The sequence below is a fragment of the Hymenobacter qilianensis genome (assembly GCF_014489555.1).
Classification (GTDB): Bacteria; Bacteroidota; Bacteroidia; order Cytophagales; family Hymenobacteraceae; genus Hymenobacter; species Hymenobacter qilianensis.
The window spans coordinates 2,338,301-2,351,079 of sequence record NZ_CP060784.1 but is presented as its reverse complement, the minus strand read 5'-3'; the positions used below and the strand labels follow the sequence as shown (position 1 = coordinate 2,351,079).

Here is a 12,779-nt window from a genome sequence, read left to right as displayed (position 1 = left end):
CTTTTTGATGACAGGTGTCACTGATCGGTTGTCAGGACTGGGGGCAATTTGGATCCCAGATGTATTCGTCGGCAAGTTGGCACAAATAAAAACTCCCACCAGACATGCCAGTGGGAGTTTTACTACTTGGTTCTTGAAGTCGCCACCATTGGCAACGCAGAACTGATAACCGAATGACTACTTCTTCTGGTAGCGGGTGCGGAACTTCTCCACGCGGCCAGCAGTGTCAATAAATACGTTTTTGCCAGTGTAGAAAGGGTGCGAAGCGCTGCTAACTTCCACTTTTACAACTGGATAAGTCTTACCATCCTCCATTGTGATGGTCTCGGTAGAGTTCATCGTGGAGCGAGTGATAAATTTGAAGTCGCTGGAAGTGTCCTGAAACACGACTTCGCGGTACTCGGGATGGATGTCTTTTTTCATGGTCGGAAATACCGTTAAAACCTTCTATGCCTGCCGATTTTGCGGAAGGGATTGCAAAAGTACGCGTTCCGTTTGAAATTAAAAACTTGTGGGGGGCTTTTCCTACGCCTTACGCCTTACCGTGAGCATACTAGCGGTTTTTGATTAGTTTTGAGCACTATCCTTATTGCGTTTTCAGTATACATTTATGGTGTATTCATCTGGTTTGCTCTTGGTTACGCTTGCTTTGCAGCTGCGCTTTTCCACTTTGCCACCAGCTAGTCCGGTTTATTCTAATGCTCAATATGCAGCGGCTATGACTCAGCCCTTGCCCTTTGCCCCAGGGGCACTGGCGTATCAGTTTCCCGCCGAAAAAGCAGCACCTAATCATGGGCGCAAGCTCTATTTGCCCAGCGCAACCGACTCCAGCGCTTTGCGTGCGGAAGCCAACAAGTTATCCGGTGATCAGAATCAAAAAAACACTCAGACCGGCTTGCTTCAGTTCTGGAATTCTGTTTCTGAAGAGCTGGAGCAGGCCTGGCGCAGTATCAGGATGATGTTTCGATAATCATTCTTGTTTCCACTACCGGCTCTGTTCAGGTTCTTGACACACACTTTCATTCAATTATATGCGTATCTGTTTTGCCACCAATAACGAGCACAAGCTTACCGAAGTCAGGGCCTTACTGCCTTCGACGATTGAGCTGGTGAGTTTGCAGGATATTGGCTGCCACGAAGAGCTGCCCGAAACCCAGGATACGCTCTCGGGCAATGCCCGGCAAAAAGCTGAGTACGTGTGGCAGCACTACCAAACCTCTTGCTTCGCCGACGACACCGGCCTGGAGGTAAATGCGTTGGGTGGCGCGCCCGGTGTATACTCAGCCCGCTATGCTGGCCCCCAGCGCAACGCTGCCGACAACATGGCCAAACTGCTTCAAGATTTGCCCCCCACGGCAGACCGTAGTGCCCAGTTCCGCACCGTCATTGCGCTGGTGCTGCCCAATGGAGAGTGGCAGGAGTTCAACGGCGTAGTGGAGGGCCGCATTGTGGAAGAAGCACGCGGACAAGCTGGCTTCGGCTACGACCCCATCTTTGAGCCTACTGGTCACCACCAGACGTTTGCTGAAATGACACCCGAGCAGAAGAATAGTCTGAGCCATCGGGGTCGGGCAGTGGGGCAGTTGATAACGTTTCTGGCCGAAAGAGAGAGCTAAATCAGGCTTGCTATTTTCAGCGAAAAATGCCCCCAGCGTGAGTTTCTCTGCTCGCTAGCTGATACTTACGGGGCCTTTCAACAATTTTATTACAGAGACACCGCTAGCCCGACTCAACCACGTTTTTTCAAAAAGACGTAACGCTGGCGTCATTTTGCTTAATTTTGCACGGTTGGCCCTGCTGGTACGGGCCGCTTTCCCACCCCATGCAACATCCTTTCATCGTCGGTATTACGGGTGGCAGCGCCTCTGGCAAAACCACGTTTCTGCGCCGTTTGCTCGCTTCTTTTCCTGAAGATGATATCTGCCTGATATCTCAGGACAACTATTACCACCCGCGTGAAAGCCAGCTGGTTGACCCCAACGGCGTCACTAACTTCGACTTGCCTTCCTCCATTGACTCGGCGGCTTACGCAGCCGATGTATTGCGTATCAGTCAGGGACTGGAGGTTCGGCGCCCGGAGTACACGTTCAACAACCCGAATGTTCAGCCCAAAGAGCTGGTGTTTCGCCCTTCCCCGATTGTCGTGGTGGAGGGCATTTTTGTTTTTTACTTCGAGGAAGTCGCTCGCCTGCTCGACCTGAAGGTGTACATCGATGCCCGTGAGCACGTGAAATTGCAGCGCCGCATTGTGCGCGACCGGGATGAGCGAGGTTACGATCTAGAAGATGTGCTGTACCGCTACACCAACCACGTAGCGCCTACGTACGAGAAATATATCAAGCCCTTCAAGCAGGACGCCGACATCGTGATTCCCAACAATCGGCATTTCGACAAAGGCCTTGAAGTACTCGTGTCGTTTTTGCGCACCAAAGTAGCGGCAGCCCATCAGGAGTAGTCTTTTTCATAGGTCAATACACAGAAAGAGCGCGGCTAGCTAGCTGCGCTCTTTCTGTTTGTAGCGGCCATAAAGCAGTGTTTATGAAGGCGTGCTTTGACTCACTTAGAGGTAGCAGCAGTTGCATTTAGCGATTAAAATAGTCCTTCTGAATGTAGTGACTTTGGGCAGCGCAGCCCAAATGGCTATATTTGTAGCGTTTAGTTTGCTAATGGTCTCTGCTCGTCTCACTTTTTTAGCTCATTTCCGTTTCGTGCTGCTCGCGGCTACGCTGCTGTTTGTGTTGGGGCTAAACCATCGGACGGTGACTACGCTGCAGGTACCTGGGGGGCAAATGGCGCGTATTGGTGCGGCCCGAAGGCAGCCGTAGTAAAGCAGAAAGTAACTCTGGAAGCGACGAGCAGCGTGGCCGTTTGGCTGGCTCCCGCCGCCGACGCCTGGTTTCCGGCGTCCGTGCCGCTTACCTGGCCTCGCCTGCTGGCGAAGACCTTGAAATTTGCCCCCCAGCCCGGTGCTTTGCCGGATTTTTTCCGCGCCCGCCTGCTTCTGGCCGCGCTCTCGCCACAGGCGCCCTAGCTGTGTCGCTGCTTTCTACTGAATAAAAAGCTGATGCGCCGCTAGTGCCGGGTGCTTATCGCTTTCGCCAATCCGCTTCAGTAGAGAAACAGCAGTTAGAGTACTCAGCACAATAGCACAGTAACAAATCAACTTATTAGTATGCGTAATAAAGGACTTATTATCGCCCTCACCCTTATTGTATCGGTGTTGTGCATTTACTTCCTGTCGTTCACCATGGTGTCTCGCCGGGTGCAGCAGCAGGCCGAAACCTATGCCACTCGCAACGGGCAGGTAAACCAGCTGAAGCGTCAGCGCTACCTCGACTCGGTATGGCGCGCGCCAGTCATTAATGTACTGGGTGTAGACTACACTTATAAGGATGTGCGCCAGAGCGAGTTGGGCCTTGGCCTTGACTTGAAAGGCGGCATGCACGTAACGCTGGAAGTATCGCCGGTTGAGATTGTACGGGCCATGTCCGGCAACTCTAAAGATCCAGCCTTCACCAAAGCGTTGGCTCAGGCTCAGGAGTTGCAAAAGACTAACTCGGGCACGCCATTCACGTCGTTGTTTGCTCAGGCATATCGTTCGATTGCGCCTGATGGCAAACTGGCTCGCATTTTCGCAAACACCACCAACAAGAGCCGTGGCATTGACATCAACTCCACGAATCCCCAGATTATTGGTGCTATCGACCGGGAAGTAGAAGAAGCTATCGACCGCTCTTTCAACATCCTGCGCACCCGCGTTGACAAGTTTGGTGTAAATCAGCCCAACATTCAGCGGGTGAAAGGCACGGGCCGCATTCAGATTGAATTGCCCGGCGTTGATAACCCTGAGCGTGTGCGTAAACTGCTGCAAGGCCAGGCCAAGCTGGAGTTCTGGGAAGTGTGGCGCAACGATGAATTTGCCCCCTACCTCAATCAGCTGAATGAAGTGCTGGTAGCGAAAGATGCTACTAACAAGCCTGCTGCCACTGCTGCCGCCACTACCGACACTGCTGCTACCGCCGCCACTGGCGACTCTACCTCGCTGGCCAGCCAGCTTGCCAAGAAAAAAGCCGCTGCCACTACCGACACCACCAACCTACAGCAAAGCAGCCTGTTGGCCCGCTTGTTCACGATGCCAGGCGCACTAGGCTCCAATGTACGTGACACAGCCCGTGTAAATGACCTGTTGGCCAGCGCGGAAGCCAAAGCAGTTTTGCCCCCCAACCTGAAGTTTTTGTGGGATGTGAAGCCCACCGTAGTAGACAAGCAGGAATATTTGCAGCTCTACGCTATTCGCAAAACGACTGATGCCGTAGCGCCCCTGGGTGGCGAAGTAGTAAGCGACGCCCGCCAGGATTACGACCAGGGTGGTCGCCCTGAGGTATCGATGCAAATGAACCCCACTGGCGCCCGCCGGTGGCAGAAACTAACGGCCGCCAATGTAGGCCGTCAGGTGGCCATCGTGCTCGATGACAATGTGTATTCGGCTCCGGTGGTTCAGGCTGAAATCTCGGGGGGCAATTCTAGCATCTCCGGCAATTTCACGATTGAAGAAGCCCAAGACTTATCCAATGTACTGAAGGCTGGTAAACTGCCTGCTCCTACGCGCATTGTAGAAGAGGCCGTTGTTGGTCCATCGCTAGGTAAAGAAGCTATTGCTCAAGGCTTGTACTCGTCATTGGCTGGCTTGGTCATCATCATCGTCTTCATGGGCCTTTATTATGGTAGAGCTGGTATGGTAGCTAACTTGGCCCTCATCTTCAACATCTTCCTGGTATTGGGTGTACTGGCTCAGTTTGGCACTGCACTTACCCTGCCTGGTATTGCCGGTTTGGTACTGACGTTTGGTATGGCCGTTGACGCCAACGTACTGATATTCGAGCGGATACGAGAGGAGTTACAGGCAGGCCTGAGTATTCAGGATGCGGTTAATAAAGGTTATAGCCTTGCTTTCTCAGCTATCTTCGACTCCAACATTACCACGCTGCTTATTGCCCTTATTCTGGGTTTCTTCGGCACGGGTCCGGTACAAAGCTTCGCTATTACGCTCGGTATTGGTGTACTTACCTCATTCCTGACAGCTGTTTTCCTTTCTCATCTCATCATCGATTGGATGATCAAAGGGAAGGAAACATCCAACTTATCTTTTAGGGGACCTCTTTCGCTCAACCTGAATAAGGCCTTCAACTTTGACATTGTGGGCAAGCGTAAGATTGCCTACGTGGCCTCCACGGCTGTTATCGTATTTGGCTTTGTGCTGATGGCTATTCAGGGTGGACCAAACTTAGGAGTTGATTTCCGTGGCGGCCGCAGCTACACCGTCGATTTCAACAAAGACATGGTTGCCTCCGATGTACGGGCTGGGCTTGCTGATGAGCTAGAGGGCGCAGGCACCGAAGTGAAAACCTTTGGTGCTCCCAATCGCCTGCGCATCACTACCAGCTATTTGGCCAACGACGAGAGCACGGAAGCTGACCAGAAAGTAGAACAAGCTGTAAAAACAGGTCTGCGCCAGTACGCATCAGCTAACCCAGTTATCAAGAGCAGTTCGAAAGTAGGCGCTACGGTAGCCGACGACATTAAGCAGTCATCGGTCGTTAGCCTGTTGCTATCTGTTATTGGCATATTCGTGTACGTGCTGTTCCGCTTCGAGAAGTGGCAGTACTCTATGGCGGCCGTTGTTGCTCTGTTGCACGACGTACTGATCGTAATCGTGGCTTTCCCGATTGCTCGTTTGTTCGGTGTCACCTACGAAATGGACCAAGTGTTCGTGGCCTCGGTGCTTACTATTCTAGGTTTCTCAATCAACGATACTGTAGTTATTTACGACCGTATTCGAGAATACTTGGCGGAGAACCCCAAGCTGACGTTTGCTCAGGTAGCGAATCCGGCTTTGAACAGCACCTTCTCCCGCACCATTATCACTGCCGCTACCGTATTGATGGTAGTAATCGTGTTGTTCATTTTTGGTGGTGAAACCCTGCGCTCCTTCTCTTACTCCATGATTGTAGGTGTAATTGTGGGTGCCTATTCGACGCTGTTTATTGCTACTCCACTTGTGTTGGATACCTATGGCAGCAAGGAGCGCCGTCATCATGATCCGCTGGCTACCGATACCCCTGACACTGACGCGTCGAAGCTCTCAACCTCGACAGCTACGCGCTAGGCTTAGTTTACCAACATAAAAAAGCCCCCAGAAATATTCTGGGGGCTTTTTTATGTTGGTAAACTTGAACGGTTTGTTAGATCGTAATGCCTTCGGCTACTACTTCTTTTACCTCGGGTACCATACGCTTCAGCAGGTTTTCGATACCCGACTTGAGCGTCACAGTAGCCGATGGGCAACCGGAGCACGAACCCTGTAGGTTCACGGTCACGATGCCATCTTGGTAGCTTTTGAAGGTGATATTGCCTCCATCCTGCTCCACAGCTGGGCGCACGTAATTTTCGAGCAAGTCAATAATCTTCTGGCTCGTTTGCTGATCCTGCTCGGAGTGGCTGCCGTTGGCGGCCTCTTCCTGCGCGGCCTTCTGCTCGGCCGCCGGATCAACGAGGAAGATAGGACCACCCGCCTCTACATACGACTTCAAGAAGCTGCGAAGCTCCGGAATGAGGTGTGCCCACTGATGATCAGTGGTCTTGGTGATCGTAACAAAGTTGGCCGCAATGAACACACGACCCACGTAGTCGAAGTTGAACAGCTCCTGCGCCAACGGGGAGTTCGCCGCAGCTTCCAGGTTAGGATAATCCACGCTCACCCTTCGCTGAGGAACTGGGTGTTGAGCACGAATTTCATGGATTCGGGATTGGGGCTGGCTTCGGCGTATATAGAAACCGGAGCGGCCGGGGCAGTTAGTTCAGCCATAAGGTTGAAGGGCTTAAAAGCGAGAATACGAAGAGAAATTACGCAGGTTAACGGTGAATTGCTAGCCTGTTAGAGCTAAAACCACCGACGCCCGCTGGATGTTGCAAAGATACCAAAACGGCAGGGAATGCCGGGGCCACCGCGTTTTACGTCGCGCGTCACTGTTCCTACGCTATACCTTGTTAGCCCGGCTGCGCAGCAGCATATCCGCCAGCACCAAGTTGGTCATGGCATCCACGATGGGCACGGCGCGGGGCAGCACGCACGGGTCGTGGCGGCCTTTACCGGCCAGCGTAATTTCCTCGCCTTGGTCATTGATGGTCGTTTGGGGCTGCAAAATGGTCGCTACGGGCTTGAAGGCCACCCGAAAATAAATATCCTGCCCATTCGAAATCCCCCCTGAATGCCTCCCGAGTGGTTAGTACGGGTGCGCACGGCGCCAGCTTCATCGGTATAAAAGGCGTCGTTATGCTCTGAGCCGAATAGCAGCGTACCCTCAAATCCGGAGCCGTATTCGAAGCCCTTCACGGCATTGATGCTGAGCATGGCCTTGCCCAACTCAGCGTGTAGCTTATCAAATACGGGCTCACCCAAGCCAGCAGGCACCCCGCGTACCACGCCCGTTACCAGTCCGCCCACGGTATCCTGCCGATCGCGGGTCTGGCGGATGAGGCTCATCATTCGCTCGGCCGTCTCCGGGTCGGGGCAGCGCACGGCGTTGCTTTCTATCAGATTCAGATTGAGCTGCTCATACCCTACAGGCACGGCTACGGCCCCCACCTGCGACACGTAGCTTTGCGCCACAATGCCATAGTGAGCTAAAAGCTGAGCGGCCACGGCACCGGCTGCCACGCGGGCCGCCGTTTCGCGGGCCGAGCTGCGGCCTCCACCCCGATAGTCGCGGCGACCATACTTCATATCGTAGGTATAATCGGCGTGCGAAGGGCGGTAGGCGTGCTCTACGTGGGCGTAGTCGTGGCTGGCCTGGTCCTGGTTGCGGATAAGCAAGCTAATGGGCGTGCCCGTCGTTTTGCCTTCAAACAACCCGGATAGAATTTCGACCTTATCGGCCTCGCTGCGGGGTGTAGTCAGGTCTGATTGGCCAGGCCGCCGCCGGTCCAGCGCCGTCTGAATTGTATCGGCGGTAACGGCCAAACCAGCCGGGCAGCCATCTATTATTACGCCAATACCAACCCGTGCGACTCCCCGAATGTGGTGATTCGAAATAGCTTACCGAAAGAGTTACTCATGTGAAATACGCTAGGAGTTAGAAGCCTGACCTCAAAAGCTGAACCGAAAGTGGCCTCAAAGCTACTAACAAAGCAGCGCCCGGGCTGGTCAGACGCGAGGCAAGTTTAGTCCAGCTTACCTGCTTAAGCCTGCGCCGCCGATTCACTTTCATAAGGCATTAAGGCTCCACTCGGCGACCGCGCCACCAGCCTATTCCCGCCAGAATAATCAGTGCCCCAGAATGATATTGGCGTAGCGGCGCACGGCGGCATACGCATCCACCGGCTGCAAGGTATTATCGGCGGAAGTCAGCACCTGCTCATAGAAAGGATCGTCGGGGCGGGCGTGGAAGGCGGCTCCGGCTTGCTTCTGTCCCTGCACCTGGGGGGCAATTTCGGGCCGCAGCGTATCGTAGCGGGCTGTAGTCGGATTGAAAACAATAAGCGAAAACAAGCTATCAAGCGGCACTGGACCCGGCTTGGTTGGCACGAGGCGGTAGCGAAACAGCTTGCTGCCGCCTACCCTCCCACTTTGGCGCTTTAGCTCCTGCTGCACATCGGGCCCGTAAATTTCCAGCCCGGGCCCGGGTTGCGACGCCTGGGGGGCATTTAGTGTGGTTAGGTTGCCCTCCCTTCCACGATAAAGGAGTAAGTAAATGGCTGCCCCGTGCGGAAAGCAGTGCGGTCGATAGCTTCCCGCAGCTGATAATTGCCCACCGGCACCTGGTCGCGGAGCGGATGAGGCGGCAGCACCCGCACCGGAATAGTGCGGGCCGTGGTGCGGTAGGTTTTGTAGCCTGCCAGCCGGTTGTCGAGGCCCGCTTCGGGCTTTTTGGCTATGCGGTACTTTATCATTTGCAAAGCCACCTCCGGAAACACTAAAGGCTGAGCATTGAGCGGATAAAATTCTGCCTCATACAAGCGGTAGCGCAAGTAGGTTTTGCCCCCCGCTACTACTGTTTCGGGATAAATCTCCTGCTCGTTGAACGACTCTTCCCAAGCTGTAGGCTGCCGCAGCTGGCGCAGAATATCGGGGAGCTGACCGGCAAAGTTGTGAAAGGCCAGCAGCCCCTGGTCGGCGGGCGTCAGGTAGAAGTACAGGCCAACATGCACGCCTTCCCCCGTAAAAATGGTCGTTTTGTCGGGTACCAAAGCCAGAAAAGCGTTGTCCTTGGGCTCCACATATTCCTGGGGCTTAGGCTTGCCAAACAACTGATCCAGCAGGCCGATGCCCGGTGCCTCCTGGGCGGGCGCTGGGACCGGCGTAGCGGATGTGCCGGGGGCCGAGGCGGTGGCTGGCTGGGGTTTTACGGTCAGGGTGGCGCCCACTGAGCGCACCGTCAGGCCATTGACGGTCATGGTAAAAGGCTTCACCACAAACTCGCCCTCATCATAAGCGGCGTAGCGTTGCGTGATGGTCAGCTCCGACGAGCTTTGCCCATTCACAATACGGGTGGTAGTGGTGCTCGATTTGCCACTCTTTTTAAATCCTTCCAGATCGGGGAAGGCTGAATAGCGCTCCAACGGCGCGCCGCTCAGGCTAAAGCTGATGGTGTAGTATTCATTGATTGGGAATTCTGCTTTGCCCAGAATGATGCGCGCCTTCGGGTCAGGAGCTTGCGCCTGAACGCCCTCTCCGACCAGCAAAACCAGAAAAAAAGCCCCCCAAAGAGCAAACCAACGACTGAGCATAGCATCACAAGACAACCTATCAAAGCTACGCAGAAAGTGGGTTTAGTGCCAGCAGCCCCATGTTTTGCAACTGAACCGCTGTTTTGTTTAACATTTATGACAAAAACTTACACAAAATAAAACCACCTAACGCAATCCGATCTGTGAACTGAGCCGTAAGTGGTGTTTAAATAATCTCCTTTTCTAAGATTATTACAAAAAAACGCCTGCACAGGCGTGCTGGAAAGCCATTGCCCAAACTTTTCCTCACTTTTCACCCTAATTTTTTTCTCATGTCCAAAATCACCAAAGCAGGCGGAGACGACACTGGCTTTGATAAGCCGCTATACGTGCCCATCAAGCGTCGCTCATTCTTCATGTATGCCGGTGCTACGGCTGGCGCCACGGCTTTACTTCTATCGGGTTGCGACGACGATGATGTATTCGCCGATCCAACGCCTCCAGCTCCTACTCCCGGTGCTACCACCGTCAATGTAGGTTCAGGTGATGTTGGCGTGTTGAACTATGCCTATGCCTTAGAGCAACTAGAAGCGGCATTCTATACGCAGCTGCGGACGGGCTCTTACTATACTGGCCTGAATGCTAGCAGCGCAGAGCGTCAAATTCTGGACGACCTCTATTATCACGAAGTTATTCACCGCGAGTTCTTTAAGGCCGCTATTACCGGCGCAGCGCCAACGGCTATTATTAAGGACCTCACTCCAAACTTCAGCGCTATCAACTTTAATGATCGGGCTAGTGTATTGGGTGCCGCCAAGGCATTCGAAGACTTAGGCGTATCGGCTTACAATGGTGCCGGCCGATTTATCTCTACTACTGGCAACGGCCCTCTCTATTTGCTGCTAGCTGGCAAAATCGTTTCGGTAGAAGCCCGTCACGCTGCCATCATCCGTGACTTGCTGATGGAAGGCAATTTCGTTGGAACCGATGTGATTAACTCCAGCGGTTTAGAGATATCTAAAACCCCAACAGAGGTTGTAGCGGCAGCCAATACCTTCTTGGCTGAAGGCTCTAAGCTGAATGTTTCCGGCCTTGTTTAAAGCAGGTTGCTTGTAGTCTTCATCCCCACTCAATCATTGACTTGTAGTTATGAACATCTTCCAAATAATTTCTGAAATCGAGAAAGTAGACCCTGAGGTGTACGATCGTCTTGACTCCCGCCGCAGCATTTTCAAGCACATGAGCGGCATGGGCAAAACTCTGGCTGCCGCCGCCGTTCCAATGGCGTTCGGTGCTGTTCTGAACAAGGCATATGCTCAAACCAGCATGGCGCCCGGCGTAAATGATGTTCTCAACTTCGCTTTGAAGCTGGAATATCTGGAGGCCGCCTTTTACAACCAAGGCCTCGGCGCAATGGGCGCTACGGCTACCGCTGCACAAACTGCCCTGCGTGCTGGCTTCAGCGCCACCAACCTGGCGGCCCTGGAGAAAATTCGTAACGACGAAACCGCGCACGTAGCCTTCCTGCGCACGGCCCTCGGCACCAACGCCATTGCTGCCCCAGCCGCCAATACCTTCGACTTTACGGGTGGCAAAGGTGCAGCCGGTGGTCCGTTTGCCACGGTATTTACTGCTCCTGCCACCTTCCTAGCCGTAGCTCAAGCGCTAGAGGATACAGGCGTACGTGCCTATAAAGGTGGTGCTCCTTACTTGGCCAGCAACAAAGACGTGCTAACCGCTGCCCTGAATATTCACTCGGTAGAAGCTCGTCATGCTTCGCGTATCCGCACGATGCGACGTGCCGGTGCTATGAACAACGCCGCTTCGCAAACCGCAGCTGCCGGCACCGACCGTAGCGCTTCGCCAAAGAGCTGGGTTTCCGGCAACGACGGCGGCGGACCAGCCCCAGCACAAACGGCCCCAGTATACGCTATGGGCGCTGCGCCAGCTTATACGCCTGCTGTTATCACCTTCCCCGGTGAAGAAAATGTGACCCAAGGTGGAGTGAATCTACAAACGGCGTTAGCCTCCTTAAACTTCCCAGCGGCTGCTTTCTCCGAAGCCTTCGATGAGGCGCTACCTGTACCAGTTGTATCGGACATCGCTCGTACGTTCGTAATCACTGGCAGCACGTTCATCTAGTCGCTGCTCTCACAGTTATTTCCTGAAAAAGGACGGCCTACGGGTCGTCCTTTTTTGTTTTTTAGCTCCACCATGCAACACTTTATCGCTTTGCCGGCTCCTACCCCTAACCGGAGTTGGCTTATCGGGCTATCTTTGCTTGTGCTGTGCCCGCTTTGGCTTCTGGGGGCTTTTTTAGATTGATTCTTTCGCTTTTATGGATACGAAATCTACTTCTTTCTCTCGCCTGTTTTCGGCGCGACCGGTGCGCAGACGTACTTTTTTCAGAGTAGCCGGCGCTACGGCTGCATCATCAGCTTTGGTATTGGCGGGCTGCGACAAGGATGACGAAAACCCGGAGGTTTCGCCCGAACAGGCATTTACTCTCGGCACCGGCGACACCGGCCTGCTCAACTATGCTTATCTGCTGGAGCAATTGGAGGCCGCTTTCTACGATAAAGTAGTAGCCACGCCCCCCGCCGATATGCCGGCCGCTGAGTTGGCCTACTTCACCGATATGCGCGACCACGAGGTTATTCACCGCGAGTTCTTCAAGTTTGCGCTGGGCACGAGCGCCATCGGTACGGCTGTATTTAACTTCGGCTCGCTTACGCTCACCACGCGCGCCGGTGTATTTGCCGCCGCCCAAACCCTGGAGGACCTGGGGGTAGCTGCTTATAACGGCGCCGGCAAGCTTTTCACCGATCCGGTATACTTGGGCATCGCGGGCAAAATAGCGTCAGTAGAAGCGCGCCACGCTGCCCTGGTCCGTGATTTGGCTCTGCCTAACTCCTTCGCTGCGGCCGATGTAGTTGCCAATGATGGCAGCGCGCTTGATGGGCTCGATGCGGCTAAGTCGCCTGCTCAGGTAATAGCCGTGGTAAATACTTTTCTCAACATTACTGTCTCGGCGGCCAGCCTGCCCGGCTAAG

Annotated in this window: 11 protein-coding genes and 2 pseudogenes; 8 read left to right on the top strand and 5 right to left on the bottom strand. The window is 53.9% G+C overall.

The window, feature by feature from the left end; genetic code table 11:
• Positions 1-177: 177 nt before the first annotated feature.
• Positions 178-423, bottom strand: a complete 246-nt coding sequence (locus tag H9L05_RS10965; protein WP_187731042.1) for a type B 50S ribosomal protein L31 — start codon at positions 421-423, stop codon at positions 178-180.
• A 295-nt stretch (positions 424-718) separates the two neighbouring features.
• On the opposite strand from H9L05_RS10965, the gene H9L05_RS10960 reads away from it, so the two are divergent.
• The 5 genes from H9L05_RS10960 to secDF all read left to right on the top strand — a co-directional run bounded on the left by H9L05_RS10960 (position 719) and on the right by secDF (position 6,166).
• Positions 719-970, top strand: a complete 252-nt coding sequence (locus H9L05_RS10960; RefSeq protein ID WP_187731041.1) for a hypothetical protein — start codon at positions 719-721, stop codon at positions 968-970.
• A gap of 61 nt (positions 971-1,031) precedes the next feature.
• Positions 1,032-1,616, top strand: a complete 585-nt coding sequence (locus tag H9L05_RS10955; protein ID WP_187731040.1) for a non-canonical purine NTP diphosphatase — start codon at positions 1,032-1,034, stop codon at positions 1,614-1,616.
• Between the two features lie 206 nt (positions 1,617-1,822).
• A complete protein-coding gene (locus tag H9L05_RS10950; RefSeq protein WP_187731039.1) occupies positions 1,823-2,455 on the top strand; it encodes a uridine kinase family protein in 633 nt (210 codons plus the stop codon).
• 405 nt (positions 2,456-2,860) lie between these two features.
• Positions 2,861-3,031, top strand: a complete 171-nt coding sequence (locus H9L05_RS10945) for a hypothetical protein (protein WP_187731038.1) — start codon at positions 2,861-2,863, stop codon at positions 3,029-3,031.
• A 141-nt stretch (positions 3,032-3,172) separates the two neighbouring features.
• Positions 3,173-6,166, top strand: a complete 2,994-nt coding sequence (gene secDF, locus H9L05_RS10940; protein ID WP_187731037.1) for a protein translocase subunit SecDF — start codon at positions 3,173-3,175, stop codon at positions 6,164-6,166.
• 76 nt (positions 6,167-6,242) lie between these two features.
• Here the strand turns inward: secDF and H9L05_RS10935 are convergent.
• The 4 genes and pseudogenes from H9L05_RS10935 to H9L05_RS10920 form a co-directional block, all read right to left on the bottom strand.
• Positions 6,243-6,865, bottom strand: a pseudogene (locus tag H9L05_RS10935) (NifU family protein).
• Between the two features lie 172 nt (positions 6,866-7,037).
• A pseudogene (aroC, locus tag H9L05_RS10930) lies at positions 7,038-8,115 on the bottom strand (chorismate synthase).
• A 208-nt stretch (positions 8,116-8,323) separates the two neighbouring features.
• Complete coding sequence (locus H9L05_RS10925; protein WP_223284364.1) at positions 8,324-8,650, bottom strand: hypothetical protein; 327 nt, start codon at positions 8,648-8,650, stop codon at positions 8,324-8,326.
• A gap of 62 nt (positions 8,651-8,712) precedes the next feature.
• Entirely contained in the window at positions 8,713-9,786 is a 1,074-nt protein-coding gene (locus H9L05_RS10920) for a BatD family protein (protein WP_187731036.1), read from the bottom strand.
• A 272-nt stretch (positions 9,787-10,058) separates the two neighbouring features.
• On the opposite strand from H9L05_RS10920, the gene H9L05_RS10915 reads away from it, so the two are divergent.
• The 3 genes from H9L05_RS10915 to H9L05_RS10905 all read left to right on the top strand — a co-directional run bounded on the left by H9L05_RS10915 (position 10,059) and on the right by H9L05_RS10905 (position 12,778).
• Complete coding sequence (locus H9L05_RS10915) at positions 10,059-10,826, top strand: ferritin-like domain-containing protein (protein ID WP_187731035.1); 768 nt, start codon at positions 10,059-10,061, stop codon at positions 10,824-10,826.
• 49 nt (positions 10,827-10,875) lie between these two features.
• Complete coding sequence (locus tag H9L05_RS10910) at positions 10,876-11,868, top strand: ferritin-like domain-containing protein (protein ID WP_187731034.1); 993 nt, start codon at positions 10,876-10,878, stop codon at positions 11,866-11,868.
• A gap of 196 nt (positions 11,869-12,064) precedes the next feature.
• Positions 12,065-12,778, top strand: a complete 714-nt coding sequence (locus H9L05_RS10905; RefSeq protein ID WP_187731033.1) for a ferritin-like domain-containing protein — start codon at positions 12,065-12,067, stop codon at positions 12,776-12,778.
• Position 12,779: the final 1 nt, after the last annotated feature.